Consider the following 17,610-nt stretch of genomic DNA (forward strand, 5'->3'; position numbering starts at 1 on the left):
AAAGCTCATCACAACCCTCAACGCCATGGTCCGAGACAACAAACCCTGGAGCCCAGCTTCAATCTGAAACACGGTTGCTCATCCGTCGCCTTCGGCGACACCTTCTCCCACAAGGGGAGAAGGAAAAGATCGCCGATGTCGCTTTTACGGCGGCCTTTTGCTGCTGCGTAGGCGATGCTCCCTCCGTATGGCCACTCTCGCTAATACCAAGACCCACATCGACCCGGACCATGGCGCCTCGCCGGCGCCGGTGATCGCCATTGCCAGTGTCGTCGTGTCGATGGCGCTTATTGCGGTCGGCAATGGGTTGATGTTTGCCTATATCCCGGTCCGGCTCGGTGTGGAGCATTTCGATCCGACATGGGCCGGGCTGATCATCACCGGCCTGTCGGCCGGTGGCCTTGCCGGCTGCATCCTGACCGGGCCGCTGGTGCGCCGGGTCGGACATGCGCGCGCGTTCATGGTGCTGTCGGCGCTGATTGCGCTCTCCAACGCGGCCATCGGCGCCGGCACCTATCCGCTGCTGTGGATCGCGGCGCGCGCGCTTTACGGCTTTGCCATATGCGGCCTGTTCATCGTTGCCCAGAGCTGGCTCAACGATGCCGTAGCCAACGCCATTCGCGGCCGGGTGATGGCGGTGTTTTATGTCGCCTATGTCGCCGGGCTCGGCGTTGGCTATGCCCTGCTTGCGGCGGTCGACATCGCGTCGGCGCAGGCGCCGCTGATCGGCATTGCCTTCACCGCGGTGTCGATCCTGCCGGTGGGGATGACCCGTCTAGCTCAACCGCCACCACCTCGCGCGGCCTCGGTGGCGCTTGGGCGCGCCTGGCGAATCTCACCGGTCGGCGTGGCCGGCATGTTGGCCGTCGGCGGTCTGTCGATGGCGATTTCGGGCTTTGCGCCGATCCATGCGACGGCCAAGGGCTACAGCCAAGCCGAAGTGGCGCTGCTGCTTTCGGCCATGCCCGTCGGCACGCTGATCCTGCAGATCCCGCTCGGTTGGATTTCCGACCGTACCGACCGCCGCTACGTGCTGGCCGGCGCTGCAGCACTCGCCATCGTCGCCGGCCTGTTCGCCATCGGCTTCGACGGCGGCGCGCTGGCGGTGCTGGTGGTGATCTACGTGATCTGGGACGGCGCGTCGGAATCGATCTATTCGCTGGCCAGCGCGCATGCCGCCGACCGCGCCGGCAAGGACGACATGGTGGCGTTGTCGAGTTCGCTGCTGTTTGCCTGGTCGCTGTCTGGTTTCATCGTGCCGGGCATCGTGACGGCGCTGTCGGCTGTCTATGGAACGCAGGCCTTCATCTATGTGGCGATCGTCATCGCCACGGGCTTCTGCCTGTTCGTGCTGTGGCGGGTGGCGACGACGCGCGCCGTCCCCGCCACGGAGACCGGCAGTTTCGCGCCGATGTCGGCGCAGGCGCCGCTGCCGGTGGAGCTCGCCTACGCCCCGGATGAGCAGCGCTAAAGCAATTCCAGGAAAAGTGTGAAGCGGTTTTCCGTCAGATATTGCTGAAGCAAATGACCAGTTCCACAGATCTACTGTCGGGTGGCGGAAGCCTCCTGCCGGGCCTCCGGCGGCGGCGCCGGAACCGAGATGGCCTCGGCATCGAACGCCTGCTTGACGCGCTTGGTGAGATCGATCTGGGTGGCAAAGAAATCCGCCGCCGATGTCCAGTAGCGCAAGGTGATGGCGACGGTGGCATCGCCGACGGTGGCGACAAAGGCAATCGGCGCCGGCTCGCGCTTGATGCGGCGCTCGGCGCCGGCAACGCCCAGCATCGTCTTCTGCGCCAGGTCGATGTCGTTCCAGGAGCCAATGGTCAGCGTGATGTCGCTGCGGCGCACGCCGTTGCGGGTGAAATTACGGACAGGCTGGTTCCACAAGGTGGAATTCGGCGCCAGCACGTAGACACCGTCTGTCGTGCGAAGCTTGGTGGCGAACAGGCCGATTTCCTCGATGGTTCCGGCAATGGCGCCGACCTCGACATATTCGCCGATGCGGAATGGCCTGAGCGCCAGAAGCATGATGCCGGCGGCGATGTTCTGCAGCGTGCCTTGCAGCGCCAGTCCGATGGCCAGGCCGATGGCGCCGATGGCGGCAATGATCGAGGCCGTCTGCACGCCGAACTGGCCGAGCACCATGATGACGACCAGGATCAGGATGGCGTAGCGGACGATCTTGGAGAAGAAATGGCGCAGCGTCGCGTCGAAGCCATGGATATGGCCGAGCCCGGCTGAGATCGAGCGTTCGGCGAGACCGGCAACGAGGTAGCCGACAACCAGCAGGATGACGGCGCCGATGGCAGAGAAGGAATAGGAAACGATCAGGGTGCTCAGTTGCGCAAGGCCGGCCTGCACGGTGAGAAGCGTGTTTTGGGGGTCGATGGGCATCAGAGAAATTCCGGTTGGGGGGTGCGTCGATAACCGCTGTGGACGCCATGGGTTCCGATTTTTTTGAAGATCTCTGGAACCGGAAAGGGGGTGCAACGTTCGCGCCGGCAGGGCCTGCGTCTTGAAACTGCAACGGAACTCTGCCTATCTATGGGGTGTCACCTGATTTCATGGGTGATTTGGTTGTTCTTGCTGCGAAAGGAAATACACTGAGAACAGCACTGCGGAAGAAGGCCGACATCGTGCCTTCGCCGGCCAGGATCAGCGTAGACGACGCCGTGTCCCGTGCCATCAAGACAGTCCTTGCCAGTCTGGAAGACTCCAAGGCCGAAAATATTGTCTCAATCGACATTCAGGGGAAATCGAGCCTCGGCGACTATATGGTTGTCGCGTCGGGTCGATCGCACCGTCATGTCTCGGCTGTCGCCGACCATCTCCTCAAGGCGCTCAAGGATGCCGGCCTCGGCATGGCGCGCGTCGAGGGGTTGTCCGGCGCCGACTGGGTCCTGATCGATTCAGGCGACATCATCGTCCACGTCTTCCGCCCCGAAGTCCGCGAATTCTACAATCTTGAAAAGATGTGGCAGGCGCCGGATCTCGAGGAAGAGACCCTCCACTAAGCCGCTCGCGCGGCTTATAGAGGCGGGATGAAAGTATTCGTTCATGCCGTGGGCCGGATGAAGACCGGCCCCGAGAGAGAACTCGCCGACCGCTATTTCGAGCGTTTCGCCAAGAGCGGCCCGGCGATCGGGCTCGAATTCTCTGGTGTCACCGAGATTGCCGAGGGACGCGCGCAGAATGCCAATGAGCGCCGCCGCGAGGAAAGCCAGAAGCTGCAGGCGCAGCTGCAGCCGGGCACGGCGCTATTCCTGCTCGACGAGCGCGGCAAAAACCTGTCCTCAGACGATTTCGCCGGCCGCATCGGCCAGCTGCGCGATGGCGGCCGCAAGGCGCTGGTGATCGCCATTGGCGGTGCCGACGGACACGACCAGCCGCTGCGCGATCAAGCCGATCTGGTGCTGTCGTTCGGCGCGGCGACCTGGCCGCACCAGCTGGTGCGCGTCATGCTGGGCGAGCAGCTTTATCGCGCGGCGACAATTCTCTCGGGCCATCCGTACCATCGGTCGTAAACCGGTGGACGCAATCACCGTCATACCGATTTCCGCCCCAATGCGCGGCTGTCTTATGCTAGGCTTCGGTTTCGATCATGGTTGATGGTTCGTTAACGAAGCCACGCATAGAGTCGGGCTTCAATGGCTGACAACGGGAAATCAGGAACGGGCTTCTGGCACGCACGCTGCGGCATCGCTGCAGCCGTGGTTTTGCTGTCGCTCGGCCTTGTGCGGGCCGAAAACACGCTCGACGTGGCGCCCGATCCGGACCAGAGCCGGGCCGAATATGAGAAGGTGTCGGCCGAGATCACGCTGTCGTCCGAACGGCTGGCCAAGCTTGCCGCCGACATTGCGGCGGTCAAGAAGGACCATGCTTCGATCACCGCGGCGCTGATCCAGTCGGCGATGACCGAGCAGAAGCTCGGCCAGGACATCGAGGATATCGGCGCCAGGCTGGAGGGGCTGAAGGGCGAGGAACAGAAGATCCGCGGCTCGCTGGCGGCACGGCGCGACGTGCTGGCTGAAGTGCTGGGCGCGTTGCAGCGAATGGGGCTCAATCCGCCGCCGGCGATCCTGGTCAAGCCGGAAGACGCGCTGTCGTCGGTGCGCAGCGCCATCCTGCTCGGCGCGGTGGTGCCGGAACTGCGCCAGCAGACCGACAAATTGCTGGCCGACCTCAAGGAACAGACGCGGGTAACGGCCTCGATCGAGGCCGAGCGGACCCGGCTGACGGCGGCGGTCGGCGAGCAGACGGCGGAAAAGAAACGCCTCTCCATGCTGCTCGAAGCCAAGCAGAAGCTCGAGGCGGACACCTGGACCGCAATGGTGGCGGAAAAGCAGCGCTCCCAGGCGCTTGCGGCCAAGGCCGGCAGCCTGAAGGAACTGATCGCCTCGCTCGAGGCCGACAAGAGCCGCAAGGCGGCCGATGCAGTTAAGGCAGGCGAGCAGAAGGCGGCTGACGGCGACAAGCCGGACGCGGATACCACCGCGTCGACGGAACTGGCGTCACTGCCGGTGCCGGAAGGCAACCGTCTCACTGCATCGGCGCCGTTTTCGGCGCTTCAGGGCCAGGTCGCGCTGCCGGTCACCGGCAAGATCAAGCGCCGTTTCGGGACCGATGACGGTAACGGCGCGGTGATGCTTGGCGACATGGTTGCGACACAATCGGGAGCCATCGTCACAGCACCGGCGGACGGAAATGTGCTTTATGCGGGGCCTTTTCGCTCCTATGGTCAACTCTTGATCCTCAATGCGGGAGACGGCTATCATGTCGTCCTGGCGGGGATGAGCAGAATCAGCGTCGCGTCTGGCCAGTCGGTGCTCGCAGGAGAGCCGGTCGGCGCGATGGGAGAGGCCCGGGTGGCAAGCACCTCGGCCTCGAAGAATGGAAATGCCACGCCGGAACTCTACGTCGAGTTCCGCAAGGATGGAAAACCCGTCGATCCGACCCCATGGTGGGCGGACCGCTTCTCTGGAAGGACGTGAAATGATGCGGAAACTGTCGCTTCTTATTGCCGGTGCGCTGATGGGCGCGTCAGCGATGAGCCTGGTCTATGGCGCGCCCGGCTCGACGGCGAACGCTGCAGGCTCCGAAACCTACAAGCAACTGGCGATCTTCGGCGACATCTTCGAGCGCGTGCGGGCGCAGTATGTGACGCCGCCGGACGACAAGTCGCTGGTCGAAAACGCCATCAACGGCATGCTCGCTTCGCTCGATCCGCACTCGTCCTACATGAATGCCGAGCAGGCGCAGGACATGCGCGTGCAGACCAAGGGTGAGTTCGGCGGCCTCGGCATCGAGGTCACCATGGAGAACGACCTGGTCAAGGTGATCACGCCGATCGACGACACACCGGCCGCCAAGGCAGGCGTGCTGGCCGGCGACTATATCGCCAAGATCGACGGCGAAGAGGTTCGCGGCCTGACGCTGAACGACGCGGTCGAGAAGATGCGCGGCCTGGTCAACACGCCGATCAAGCTCACCATCCTGCGCCAGGGCGCCGACAAGCCGATCGAGCTGACGGTTGTGCGCGACATCATCAAGGTCAAGGCGGTCAAGTTCCGGGTCGAGAACGACATCGGCTACATGAAGATCACCTCCTTCACCGAAAAGACCTATGACGACCTCGAGAACGCTATCGACACCATCAAGAAGCAGGTGCCGAACGACAAGCTCAAGGGCTATGTGCTCGATCTGCGCCTCAACCCGGGCGGTCTGCTAGACCAGGCGGTGAGCGTGTCCGACGCCTTCCTCGACCGTGGCGAGATTGTCTCGACCCGCGGCCGCGACCCGAAGGATGTCACCCGCTTCGACGCCAAGGCAGGCGACGACATCGGCGCCAAGCCGCTGATCGTTCTGGTCAATGGCGGTTCGGCCAGTGCTTCGGAAATCGTTGCCGGCGCGCTGCAGGACCTGCGCCGCGCCACCGTGGTCGGCACGCAGTCCTTCGGCAAGGGCTCGGTGCAGACCATCATCCCGCTTGGCGAGAACGGCGCGCTGCGTCTGACGACGGCGCTTTATTACACGCCGTCCGGCAAGTCGATCCAGGGCAAAGGCATTACGCCCGACATCAAGGTCGACCAGCCGCTGCCGCCCGAACTGCAGGGCAGGGACCTGACGCGTGGCGAATCGGACCTCAAGGGCCACATCAAGGGCGCCGACGAGAGCGATACCGGTTCGGGCTCGGCTGCCTATGTGCCGCCGGATCCGAAGGACGATCTGCAGCTCATCTACGCCGAACAGTTGCTGCGCGGCCAGAAGACCGATCCGGCGTTCCCGCCGAATCCGGAGAAGGCCGTGCTCAACCAGTAAGTCGACAGGCGGCTCTGGCTGCCTGATCGAAGCATGCAATGCTGCCGGGACCGCAAGGTTCCGGCAGTTTGATTCGGAGGCAGTGGCTGGAGAGCGGTGCCTCAAAAGGCGCCGAGGACGCGCCATCAGTTTTGGATCTGCGCATGGCGAAAAGGTTTCGCTGATCATGCTCCCCGGGGATACGGCTTGGCTGACATCGGCAAGGACATAGAACGCCCGCTCGGACAGACCGTCCGGCCGCGCGCTGCGTCGCGCGGGTTGAGCGCCCGTACTGTCGCGACGACGCTGGTCGTCCTGGCCGCGCTCGGCATCTCCGGCGCGATCGCGCTTCGCGAAAAGCCGTTCCGCAAGCCCGAACAGGCGGCGGTCTCGACGCCGAAGGTGACGGCGGCGGCGGAGCCTGCCGCGGCGGCACCGACTGCCGAGCCCGCGGCGCCGAAGGCGGAAACGCCGCCCAAGGCAGCCGGGCCGCAGATCATTCATGTGCAGACCCAGGAGGGCGACGGTCCGGCGAATGCGGCCATCGTCATCCATGACCCGTCGACGATCGGTCAGAATCTGAAGATCGCACATATTCCTGACAAGGCGCTGATCGAGGCCAGCGACACCGGCCCGCTGCCGGTACGCGCCGCCGACGGCAGGCGGCCGTTCGACGTCTATGCGCGGCCATGGTCGGGCTCACGCGGCGCCCGCGTGGCGATTGTCATCGGTGGGCTTGCGGTGTCGCAGACCGGCACCCAGGCCGCGATCGCCAAGCTGCCGGCGGAAGTGACGCTAGCCTTTGCGCCGCAAGGCAACAGCATCGGCCGCTGGATGCAGGCGGCACGGCAAAGCGGGCATGAGGTGGTCATGCAGGTGCCGCTCGAACCGTTCGACTATCCCAACGTCAACCCCGGCCGCAACACGCTGACGGTGGCGGCGAGCCCGGACGACAACCTGAAGAGCCTGCGCTGGGCGCTGTCGCGGACCACCAATTATACCGGGGTCATGAACTATATGGGCGCGCGCTTTTCCGCCGACGCGACGGCGATGGGACCGTTCATGGCCGAGCTAGGCAAACGCGGCCTTGCCTATATCGACGACGGCTCGTCCGCGCGGAGCCTGGCGCCCGATCTCGCTTTGAAGGACGGCGTGCCGTTTGTCGCCGGCGATATGGCGATCGATGCCGTGCAGGATCGCGGAGCTATCCTGAAAAAGCTCGACGCGCTGGAAGCCACAGCGCGCGCCAAAGGCTCCGCCGTCGGCATCGGCTCGGCCTTCGATCTCACCGTCGACACGGTTGCGGCATGGGTGCTCGAGGCGAAAAAGCGCGGCATCGAGATCGTGCCGATCTCGGCGGTGGCCATCGACCCGGAAAAAAATTAGCGCGAACTCCCGAAACGGCTGGACCTGACTGATGGCTAAAAAGATCGATCCCGAGACGCTGCCCTACCGCCCCTGCGTCGGACTGATGATCCTCAATGGCGACGGGATGGTCTGGGTCGGCCATCGCATCGCCGAGCCGGACAGCGAATTTGCCGGCACGAAGCAACTCTGGCAGATGCCGCAAGGCGGCATCGACAAGGGCGAGGAGCCGCTGCAGGCGGCCGGGCGCGAGCTCTATGAGGAGACCGGCATGCGCTCGGTCACGCTGCTGGCCGAGGCGCCGCACTGGATCAATTACGATCTGCCGGCCGATCTGGTCGGCATCGCCTTCAAGGGCCGCTATCGTGGCCAGACGCAGAAATGGTTCGCCTACCGCTTTTACGGCGAGACCAGCGAGATCCAGATCAATCCGCCGCCCGGCGGCCATGCCGCCGAATTCGATGAATGGGCCTGGCGGCCGATGCAGGACCTGCCCGACCTGATCGTGCCGTTCAAGCGCAAGGTCTATGAGGATGTGGTGGCGGCATTCCGGCATCTCGCGTAGGCGGATTTGAGCAGCCAGGTTCGCATGGTAAGAAATCCATGCTTTATTGGTTGAAGCATGGACGACGCCCGGCAATCGCCCCCTAGCGCTGCGTTGGCGCTGCCCCTCACCTGGCTGCCGCCATCCTCTCCCCGTATAGGGACGGGGAGAGGGGCGATGTCGTCGGCGATTTCGCCAATCTCCAGCGTCGCAAGAAGAGAGCGGGCGTTGAGGCCAGCCCTTTCTCCCCGTCCCTATACGGGGAGAAATGTCCGGCAGGACAACGAGGGGCGGCGCCGACCTCCATGTGTCTGCCATGACTGAAGCGAAGGCGTCTTTGCCACAATCCGATACGATCACCGAGGCCGCCGCAGGCGCGATCCTGACCATCGATCTCGGCGCGGTCCGGGAGAATTACCGGCGGCTGAAGGCGAAGCTCGGCAGCGTGCGCTGCGCCGGCGTCGTCAAGGCCAACGGTTACGGGCTCGGCGCGCGCCATGTGGCGGCGGCGCTGGTTGCCGAGGGCTGCGACATCTTCTTTGTCGCGCATCTCACTGAGGGTGTCGCGCTGCGCGAGACACTCGGGCCGCAGCCAGCGATCCATGTGCTGAACGGGCTGCCGCCGGGCTCCGAGCCGGAAGCGATAGCGGCGGATCTTGTGCCCGTCATCAACAGCGCCGGGCAACTGAAGGCATGGAGCGAGGCCGGCCGAAAGGCCGGCCGCAAGCTCAAGGCGGCCGTTCAGGTCGATAGCGGCATGTCACGGCTGGGGATGGCGCCTGCGGAGGTCGAGGCGCTTGCGGCCGATGCCTTCGCCGGCGTCGACGTTGTCCTGGTCATGAGCCATCTGGCCCGTGCCGACGAACCCACCAATGCGGCCAATGATGCGCAACTCATGGAATTCGAACGGTTGCGCAAAATGCTGCCCAAGGCGCCGGCGTCGCTCGACAATTCCTCCGGCATCTTTCTCGGGCCGCGCTATCGGTACGACCTCGCCCGCCCAGGTGCAGCACTCTACGGCATCAACCCGACGCCAAGCGAGGCGAACCCGATGCTGCCGGTGGTGCGGCTCGAGGCAAAGATCATCCAGACGCGCAGCATCGAAAAGGGTGCGGGCGTCGGCTACGGCCATGCCTTCCTGGCCAGTGGTCCCTTGCGCGCAGCGACGATCTCGCTCGGCTATGCCGATGGCTGGCACCGGCGCGCCGCATCGGCCGCCTGGTTCGAAGGTGTCAGGCTGCCCTTTGTCGGACGGGTGTCGATGGATTCGATCACCCTCGACATCTCGGCGCTGCCGGCCGGCCGCTTGCGCGAGGGCGACCTCGTCGAGCTGCTGGGTCCGTCACAAAGCGTCGACGATGCGGCCGGCCACGCCGGCACCATCGGCTATGAAATCCTGACCAGCCTCGGCCCGCGCTTTCATCGCCGCTACATCAACGAATAGAGGCGCGACACGCCGCCCCTTGGCGGACGCGGCAAAATCCGGCAGACAGGAGGCGACGGCTTCGGGCTCGGATAAGATGTCGTCGTGGAGAGTGATGCGATGAAGATCTTCGTGTTGGGCGGCGGCGTTATCGGGGTCACCACAGCCTATTATCTCGCCGAGGCCGGCCACGAGGTCACGGTGTTCGACCGCCAGAAAGGGCCGGCGCTGGAAACCAGCTTCGCCAATGCCGGCGAGGTTTCGCCCGGCTACGCCTCGCCCTGGGCCGGTCCCGGCATTCCGCTGAAAGCGATCAAATGGCTGTTGATGAAGCATGGCCCGCTGGTCGTGCGACCGGCCTTCGATCCTTACATGTGGACGTGGCTGCTCAAGACGCTGCGCAACTGCACCGCCGATCGCTACGCCATCAACAAGGCGCGCATGGTGCCGCTCGCCGAATACAGCCGCGACACGCTGAAGGCGCTGCGCGAGGCGACCGGCATCGCTTATGACGAGCGGACCAAAGGCACGCTGCAGCTGTTTCGCACGCAAAAGCAGCTCGACGGCACCGGCGGCGATGTCGAGGTGTTGAAGAAATACGGCGTGCCCTATGAGTTGCTCGATCCCGATGGCTGCATCGCAGCCGAGCCGGCGCTGGCCGGCGTGCGGGAAAAGTTCGTCGGCGGCCTCAGGCTGCCCGGCGACGAAACCGGCGACTGCAAGATGTTCACCGACAGATTGGCCGAGCTCTGCGTGGCGCGTGGCGTCACCTTCGAATATGGCACGCAGATTAGGCGCTTCACCAAGAACCGCAATCGCATCGTCAGCTTCGGCACCGACCAGCGCTCGCGCGCGGCCGACGCCTACGTGCTGGCGCTGGGCAGCTATTCGGCGCGCTTCATGCGACTGCTCAGGCGTCCGATCCCGGTCTATCCGGTCAAGGGTTACTCGATCACCGTGCCGATCAAGGAGGCGGCGGCTGCACCGGTATCGACGGTGATGGACGAAACCTACAAGGTGGCGATCACCAGGCTCGGCGACCGCATCCGCGTCGGCGGCACGGCAGAGATTTCCGGCTTCGACCTCAGGCTGCATGAATCGCGCCGGCGCACGCTCGAACATTCGGTCGGCGATCTGTTCCCGGATGGCGGCGACCTCAAGGCGGCGTCGTTCTGGTGCGGGCTGCGGCCGATGACGCCGGATGGGCCGCCGCTGATCGGCCGCACCGAGTTCTCCAATCTGTATCTCAACACTGGCCACGGTACGCTCGGCTGGACCATGGCCTGCGGCTCGGCCAAGGTGCTGTCCGACATCATCTCCAGCAAGGTGCCTGATATCGATGTGCGGGAGCTGGGGCCGGAGCGGTATTTGCGGTAGGGATGGGGCAAGCGAAAAAGATACACAGTGTGTATGCGCTTATGTTATGATGGCGAGACAAGGGAACCCATCATGGCCACAAAGACCCCCGAGACTCGCGCCAAGCCCATTAATCTGCGCATCCGTGAAGACGTCCGCAATCTGATTGACCGGGCTGCGAAGCTGCGCGGCAAGACCCGTTCGGACTTCATGATCGACGCGGCATACCGCGCCGCAGAGGACACTTTGCTTGATCAGGCACTCGTCAAGGTCGACGCCGACAGCTATCGGCACTATCTGGCCATTCTGGACCGACCGCCGAGCGGCGAAGGCTTTGACCGGCTGATGAACGCTCCGAAGCCTTGGCAGAAATGACGCTGTCGGCGCCAACGTTGCTGACTGAGGCGCACGATCTCGAACTCTTTCAAAGTGGTACTGCCAGCCTTGATCAATGGCTTCGCCGACGGGCGCGCGCCAATCAGGTCAACGGGGCGTCCCGAACCTATGTTGTGGCGCTGGAGGGGCGTGTCGTCGGATACTATTGCCTTTCCTCCGGCGGACTAGATCTCGCCGACGCGCCGGGATCCATCCGCCGCAATATGCCCGATCCAATACCGGTTGCGGTCCTTGGTCGTCTCGCCGTCGATCAGCGCTGGCAAGGCACGGGTCTTGGCGCCGCGCTCCTGCAAGATGCCGCCTTGCGTGCGGCCCAGGCGGCGGCCATTCTCGGGGTTCGGGGACTTTTGGTTCACGCCATATCCGAAGAAGCGAAGGGCTTCCATGAACATTACGGGTTTGCTGCCTCCCCCAACAATCCGATGACGCTCGTTCTTTCACTGAAAGCTTCGACGTAGAGGCCGGACGTTTCCCGGGTCTAGAACGCTTCCTTCACCCAGCCTTTCGAGAACAGCCACCGGTAGGCCCAGGGTATCGTCACCTTGGTCGATACCGGGTTCGAATGGGCGACATAGTCGTCGTAGACCGGTTTCATTCTGGTGTAGAAGGCGGGGTCGAGCACCATCATGCCGTTCTCCAGGTCGTGGAAGAAGCTGCGGTTGTTGAGGTTGACCGACGAGATCGTCACCAGCCTTTCGTCGATCATCATGATCTTGGAATGCAGCACGACATCGGGCGCCTTGAATTCGCGGATGTTGATGCGGTCGCCATATTTCTCGACGAACAGCTTGTTGAGCGCGGTCAGCAACTTGCCGCCAATGTCGCCCTTGAGGTCGATGCGGCCGATAATGTCGATCCTGACACCACGCGCCAGTGCCCGCTCGATAGCCAGGCTGAGCTTCGGCGTCAGATTGAGGTAGGGATTGACGATTTCGATGTGATGCTGGGCGGTGTCGATCAGTTCGACGAAATAGGTCTCCAGCGCGTGGTTGTCCTCATAGGGCACGGAGATGAAATGGCGCACCGTGCCTGGTGGGCGCCGGCCGTCGGTGCGCACTGGAATGGAAAAAGGCCTGATAATGTTGGTGTCGGCGTCGCGCAGCCACAAGGTCGAGAGGTGCGCAGCCAATATCTCGACCGTTGCCGGGTCGGCGAACTCGATGTCGAAATCGCTCCAGTTCGAATAGTAGTTCAGCGAGAAGCCGTCGGTCTTGCCGTATTGCTCCAGGTTGGGATAGCGCGACAGGTCGATCGGCTTATGGAACAGGAAGCCGTCATGGACGTTGCGGCCGCCGATGATGACGCGCGAGCGGGTGGGATTTTCGGCCAGCGTCGCCAGCATCTTGACGTGGTGGGTCTTGTGTAGTTGCGACAGCTGCTCGTCGATCGGCGCGCCTTGGTCGGCCCGCCAGCGGTATTCCTGCAACTCGACATTGGGGTAGTCGGCCGCCAGCCGGTGCAGTAGGGCGTCGTCCTTGTCGCGCTCCAGCACGTCGGTCACCATGATGCGCACCTTGGTGCCGAGGGCTGCGTGGTGGCGGATCAGCCGTTCGAGGACGCGGCCGGAAAAATCAGCCTTGAATTCCAGCGACGACAGATAGATCAGCTTGAGTCTCGGCGCGAGCGAGAAGTCGAGCGGCAGTTCGGGATCGGCCTTGTCGAAGGCGCTGTCGGGCAGCGGCGCGCCGAGCAACGCCACGACCTTGGCGTTGAAGCCGTCGCGCGATTTGCGCAGAAGGCGCGGTGACCCCAGCGGCAGTGAGCAGGTCTGCGACAGCCAGCGGCCAGCATAGAAGACACGGTCGAGCTCCTCCAGCCCGGAGGGATCGGGCACCGGACAGCGCTCATAGCGGCTGTCGAGCGCGGTAATCGCCGGATACGCGACCTCTTCGCGCAGGATGGTGAGTGGCGTCCCCGCCGGGGCCAGACTGGAACTGACCTTGAGACTGCAGCGGTTAAGACCATCGCTCGGGAACAGGCTGGCGGTTTGCCCGGCCGACAGGCGGAGCCGGAGTGCGGCGCCGCTCGCCACGGTGCGCGAACCGCCGACGGCGCGGATCGCCAGCGCGCCGTCGCAGGCGCCCGATATGTCGACAGGCAGCTTTCCCGACTGGCGCAGCACGATCTCGACCGAGCGCGCCTGCAGGCCGGAGAAGCTGAACGTCTTGGGCGCGGAGGGCCGGGCAGCGGCGTCGATATAGAGCGTCTGCCGCGACACCCGCCAGCGGCCGGCAAAATGGCCTTCGCCAGCCGTGCCGCTCGCTGCCGGCATCTGCCCCGCGCCAACCGGCTTCGCCAGTCGTCCCAGTGTCCGGTAGGTTGCCTGGAAATCGCGGTTGGCGATGGCGTGGCGGTCATGGCCGAACGGACCGGTGCCGTTCGCCCTGTCCATGGCGCCGATCTGGTTGTTGGCGAGCAGCGCCAGAAACTGCCTTTCGTAGTCGCCGGTGCCGGCATCGCCGAAAAACTGCGTGGCAGCGACTTGCGGTCCTGGCGCGTCGGCCGACAGCGAGGGCCGCGCGCAGTCCTCGTTACCAGGGAAGAAATCGCAGCTATGTTTAAGCGGACCGGCGCATGCGGCCAGCGCCATAAGCGCCAGCCCGGCAATGGCCAGGCAAGTGGCGCGGTTCATCCCGCCGCCCCGTTCATGGTTTTCAGCTCGGCCGGGTCGCGGGGTGGCAGGAAGCCTTGCGGAAAGACCTTGCAGACGGGAAGCGCAAAGGTGGCGATCAAAAGCTCGGCCTCGCCGCGCATCTTTTTCGGCGCCGTCCTGTCGTCGCGGATTGCCTTTGCCGAGGCGACCAAAGCGCCGTCGCAGGCGCAATGGTTGCGCCGCGCAATGTAGCAGGCGTCATGGATCTGGCAGGCGCTGTCGAGCCGGTCGACCGGCCGGGCCGAGAGGTCGCCGGTGCGGGTGCCCGGGCCGCAATAATTGCCGAAGACGAAAGGCGAGGGGCGAGCCATTGCGGTGCGGATCGGCTTGGGCAGTTCAGCTTCCGGAACCTTGGTCCATGGGTTGGCGCAGGCCGAAAGCCAGGCCAGCAGGAGGATGGCAAGAACGGCTCGCATTGTTATTCGCGCCAGCTTTCCGAAAAATGTGCCACCCGGCGCTCCACCGTACCAGCGGCAAAATCCTGCGCCTGATGCCACACTCACTGATTCCGTGGCAAGGGAAGGGGATTTTATGGCAGGGGAAAGGCGATAGCCTACACGAACAGCCCGCGCTCCCGCTCCACCGCCTTGGTGATGAAGTTGGCGACGATCTGCACGCGGCGGAGAGGGCGAACCGATTCATGATAGACCAGCCAGTAGGCGCGGCGGATCGGCGCCACGATGTCGACGGGGATCAGCTCCGGCATCGAGCGGGCGACGAAGGTGTGCAGGATGCCAATGCCGGCGCCGGAGCGCACCGCCTCGGCCTGGCCGAGGGCCGAGGAAATGGCAAAGCTGGTGCGCCAGTCCGGGCTGAACTCGGCGGCATAGTCGAGTGACGGGCTGACGATGAGGTCCGGCACATAGCCGATCAGCGTGTGCTGGCTAAGTTCCGCTGATGTCCGCGGCAGGCCATGTGCCTCAACATAGGCGCGCGAGGCAAACAGGCCGAGCGTGTAGTCGACCAGCTTTCCCGCCACCAGCCTGCCTTCGCTCGGCCGCTCGACGGTGATGGCGATGTCGGCCTCGCGCCGTGACAGCGAGAAGGAACGCGGCACCGGCACCAGCTGGATGGTCAGTTCGCGGTGCAGCGCCGTCAGCGCACCGAGACGCGTGGCGAGGAAGGCGACGCCGAACCCGTCGGGCGCGCCGATGCGCACCGTGCCGGAAATGTCGTCGCCTTCGCCCGACACGGTCGAGCGTGCGGCGATCATGTCGCCCTCCATGCGCTCGGCAATGTCGAGAAACCGCTCGCCGGCCGGCGTCAGCTCGCTGCCGGTGGTGAGCCGGCGAAAGAGCTTTGTGCGCAGCGCATCCTCGAGCGCCGCGATGCGGCGTGAGACGGTGGCGTGGTTGAGCTCGAGGCGCTTGGCGGCACCGAGGATCTGGCCAGCGCGGGCCACTGCGAGGAAGATGCGGACGTCATCCCAGTTCATGCGGATGGCCCGATTTAGTGGCGAGCGCCGCGTTCCCGCCCACCCCCCTCTGGCCTGCCGGCCATCTCCCCCGCAAGGGGGGAGATTGGATGTCACTCCGGCTTTCGCCAATCTTGACCGCTGAAAGAAAGGCACCGTCGCTGACGCTGCTGATCTCCCCCCTTGCGGGGGAGATGGCCGGCAGGCCAGAGGGGGGTTTGAAGGATCGCAACTCTCTATCCTTGCTGCCAATCAACAGAACATCGCTATTTGCGGCAATTAATGCACACCCATCGGCCGTTGTCTAATCCCTGCACAACGGTTGCGTTCTCCCTCGCGTTGCCTTCGCGCCTGCAAAGGCGTTGAATGCATCATCACAAACTCAGGGAGAGAAACCATGATCGAATACGGTCATTTCATCGGCGGCAAGCATGTCGCCGGAACCAGCGGGCGCAAGCAGGATGTCATGCAGCCGATGGACGGCACGGTGCGCGGCACGGTGGCGCTGGCTTCGCCAGCGGAACTGCGCGCGGCAGTCGAGAATGCCAAGGAGGCGCAGCCGAAATGGGCCGCCACCAACCCGCAGCGCCGCGTGCGCGTCTTGATGAAATTCCTCGAACTGGTCGCCCGCGACTATGACGAACTGGCCGACATACTGGCGCGCGAGCATGGCAAGACCATCGCCGACGCCAAGGGCGACATCCAGCGCGGCCTCGAAGTGGTTGAAGTCTGCATCGGCGCGCCGCACATGATGAAGGGCGAATTCACCGACGGCGCCGGCCCCGGCATCGACGTCTATTCGATGCGCCAGCCGCTCGGCGTCGTCGCCGGCATCACGCCGTTCAATTTCCCGGCGATGATCCCGCTGTGGAAGATCGCGCCGGCAATCGCTTGCGGCAACGCGTTCATCCTGAAGCCTTCGGAGCGCGACCCGGGCGTGCCGATGCGCATCGCCGAACTGTTCATCGAGGCCGGCCTGCCGGCCGGCATCCTCAACGTCGTCAATGGCGACAAGGATGTCGTCGACGCCATCCTCGACGATGCCGACATCAAGGCCATCGGCTTCGTCGGCTCGACGCCGATCGCCCATTACATCTATTCGCGCGGCACGGCGGCGGGAAAACGCGTGCAGTGCTTCGGCGGCGCCAAGAACCACATGATCATCATGCCCGACGCCGACATGGACCAGACGGTCGATGCGCTGATCGGCGCCGGCTACGGCTCGGCCGGCGAGCGCTGCATGGCGATCTCGGTGGCGGTGCCCGTCGGCAATGACACCGCCAACCGGCTGATGGAAAAACTGGTCCCGCGTGTCGAAAGCCTAAAGGTTGGCCCATCGACCGATTCCTCCGCTGATTTCGGTCCGCTGGTGACGCGCCAAGCTCTGGAGCGGGTCAAGGGCTATGTCGACATCGGCGTCAAGGAAGGCGCCAAGCTGGTCGTCGATGGCCGCGGCTTCTCCATGCAGGGCTACGAGGACGGCTACTATATGGGCGGCTGCCTGTTCGACAACGTCACCGCCGACATGCGCATCTACAAGGAAGAGATTTTTGGGCCGGTGCTGTCGGTGGTGCGCGCGCCGACCTATGAGAACGCCATCAAGCTCGCCAACGATCACGAAATGGGTAATGGCGTCGCCATCTTCACCCGCGACGGCGATGCGGCGCGTGACTTCGCTTCCCGTGTCCAGGTCGGCATGGTCGGCGTCAACGTGCCGATCCCGGTTCCGATCGCCTACTACACGTTCGGCGGCTGGAAGGCCTCGTCCTTTGGCGACCTCAACCAGCACGGCCCGGATGCATTCCGCTTCTACACCAAGACCAAGACGGTGACGTCGCGCTGGCCGTCCGGCATCAAGGATGGCGCGGAATTCGTCATCCCGACGATGAACTGACCGGACGTTCTTTCACTTGCGCGTCCTCGCCTTTGGCTGTCGCGCGCAGGCAGGCATCAAGGGCGGTGCGGAGTTCGTCATCCCGACGATGGAGTTCGGGAAACATTCCAAATACAGAAAGAGGCGGGTCATCCCGCCTTTTTCGTCTTTGGCGGTCCGGTTGGCACCGGCGAGGGCAAGGCAATGGTGCTTGTTTTCAGATCGGGGCCTCACCATATCGATTCAAGGGAATGATAAAATTCCCTGACGACAGACCGGAAAACCA

The 17,610-nt window shown here is 64.2% G+C and carries 16 protein-coding genes; 12 read left to right on the forward strand and 4 right to left on the reverse strand.

Annotated elements, in window-relative coordinates; all coding sequences use genetic code 11:
* Positions 1 to 187: 187 nt before the first annotated feature.
* Positions 188 to 1,471 carry an MFS transporter gene (locus tag JQK88_RS31310; RefSeq protein ID WP_203280510.1) on the forward strand — a complete coding sequence of 428 codons (1,284 nt, stop codon included), beginning with the start codon at positions 188 to 190 and terminating at the stop codon, positions 1,469 to 1,471.
* Positions 1,472 to 1,542: 71 nt separating this feature from the next.
* Here JQK88_RS31310 and JQK88_RS31315 read toward each other — a convergent pair whose 3' ends face one another.
* The gene (locus tag JQK88_RS31315) at positions 1,543 to 2,397 is read right to left on the reverse strand and encodes a mechanosensitive ion channel family protein (protein WP_203280511.1); all 855 of its coding nucleotides are present in this window, start codon (positions 2,395 to 2,397) and stop codon (positions 1,543 to 1,545) included.
* 242 nt (positions 2,398 to 2,639) lie between these two features.
* Between JQK88_RS31315 and rsfS the strand changes: the two genes are divergently transcribed.
* The 10 genes from rsfS (at position 2,640) to JQK88_RS31365 (ending at position 11,842) form a co-directional block, all read left to right on the forward strand.
* Positions 2,640 to 3,017 (forward strand): ribosome silencing factor, encoded by a 378-nt coding sequence (gene rsfS, locus JQK88_RS31320; protein ID WP_112559829.1) that lies wholly within the window; start codon positions 2,640 to 2,642, stop codon positions 3,015 to 3,017.
* A gap of 27 nt (positions 3,018 to 3,044) precedes the next feature.
* Positions 3,045 to 3,527: a 23S rRNA (pseudouridine(1915)-N(3))-methyltransferase RlmH gene (rlmH, locus tag JQK88_RS31325; protein ID WP_192252509.1), complete on the forward strand. Its 483-nt coding sequence runs from the start codon at positions 3,045 to 3,047 to the stop codon at positions 3,525 to 3,527.
* 123 nt (positions 3,528 to 3,650) lie between these two features.
* Positions 3,651 to 4,994 (forward strand): murein hydrolase activator EnvC family protein, encoded by a 1,344-nt coding sequence (locus JQK88_RS31330; RefSeq protein WP_203280512.1) that lies wholly within the window; start codon positions 3,651 to 3,653, stop codon positions 4,992 to 4,994.
* Between the two features lies 1 nt (position 4,995).
* A complete protein-coding gene (locus JQK88_RS31335) occupies positions 4,996 to 6,321 on the forward strand; it encodes a S41 family peptidase (RefSeq protein ID WP_192252503.1) in 1,326 nt (441 codons plus the stop codon).
* Between the two features lie 186 nt (positions 6,322 to 6,507).
* Positions 6,508 to 7,686: a divergent polysaccharide deacetylase family protein gene (locus JQK88_RS31340; RefSeq protein WP_203280513.1), complete on the forward strand. Its 1,179-nt coding sequence runs from the start codon at positions 6,508 to 6,510 to the stop codon at positions 7,684 to 7,686.
* 31 nt (positions 7,687 to 7,717) lie between these two features.
* Positions 7,718 to 8,230 (forward strand): RNA pyrophosphohydrolase, encoded by a 513-nt coding sequence (locus JQK88_RS31345; protein WP_192252497.1) that lies wholly within the window; start codon positions 7,718 to 7,720, stop codon positions 8,228 to 8,230.
* 295 nt (positions 8,231 to 8,525) lie between these two features.
* Positions 8,526 to 9,653, forward strand: coding sequence for an alanine racemase (alr, locus tag JQK88_RS31350; protein WP_203280514.1), 1,128 nt, complete (start codon positions 8,526 to 8,528; stop codon positions 9,651 to 9,653).
* 99 nt (positions 9,654 to 9,752) lie between these two features.
* Positions 9,753 to 11,009 (forward strand): D-amino acid dehydrogenase, encoded by a 1,257-nt coding sequence (locus tag JQK88_RS31355; protein ID WP_203280515.1) that lies wholly within the window; start codon positions 9,753 to 9,755, stop codon positions 11,007 to 11,009.
* Between the two features lie 72 nt (positions 11,010 to 11,081).
* The gene (locus JQK88_RS31360) at positions 11,082 to 11,363 is read left to right on the forward strand and encodes a type II toxin-antitoxin system TacA family antitoxin (RefSeq protein ID WP_203280516.1); all 282 of its coding nucleotides are present in this window, start codon (positions 11,082 to 11,084) and stop codon (positions 11,361 to 11,363) included.
* On the forward strand, positions 11,360 to 11,842 hold the full coding sequence (locus tag JQK88_RS31365) for a GNAT family N-acetyltransferase (RefSeq protein WP_203280517.1): 483 nt from the start codon (positions 11,360 to 11,362) through the stop codon (positions 11,840 to 11,842). Before JQK88_RS31360 ends, JQK88_RS31365 begins: the two co-directional genes overlap by 4 nt.
* Positions 11,843 to 11,862: 20 nt before the next feature.
* On the opposite strand, the gene JQK88_RS31370 is transcribed toward JQK88_RS31365, so the two are convergent.
* From JQK88_RS31370 to JQK88_RS31380, 3 genes are all read right to left on the reverse strand, one after another.
* A complete protein-coding gene (locus JQK88_RS31370) occupies positions 11,863 to 14,016 on the reverse strand; it encodes a phospholipase D-like domain-containing protein (protein WP_203280518.1) in 2,154 nt (717 codons plus the stop codon).
* Entirely contained in the window at positions 14,013 to 14,453 is a 441-nt protein-coding gene (locus JQK88_RS31375) for a phospholipase A2 family protein (protein WP_203280519.1), read from the reverse strand. Before JQK88_RS31375 ends, JQK88_RS31370 begins: the two co-directional genes overlap by 4 nt.
* A gap of 137 nt (positions 14,454 to 14,590) precedes the next feature.
* Positions 14,591 to 15,472, reverse strand: a complete 882-nt coding sequence (locus JQK88_RS31380) for a LysR family transcriptional regulator (protein ID WP_192252482.1) — start codon at positions 15,470 to 15,472, stop codon at positions 14,591 to 14,593.
* A gap of 376 nt (positions 15,473 to 15,848) precedes the next feature.
* Between JQK88_RS31380 and JQK88_RS31385 the strand changes: the two genes are divergently transcribed.
* Positions 15,849 to 17,345 (forward strand): CoA-acylating methylmalonate-semialdehyde dehydrogenase, encoded by a 1,497-nt coding sequence (locus tag JQK88_RS31385; RefSeq protein ID WP_112559720.1) that lies wholly within the window; start codon positions 15,849 to 15,851, stop codon positions 17,343 to 17,345.
* The last annotated feature ends 265 nt before the right edge of the window (positions 17,346 to 17,610 follow it).

The sequence above is a fragment of the Mesorhizobium caraganae genome (assembly GCF_016836705.1).
GTDB classification, from domain to species: domain Bacteria; phylum Pseudomonadota; class Alphaproteobacteria; order Rhizobiales; family Rhizobiaceae; genus Mesorhizobium; species Mesorhizobium caraganae.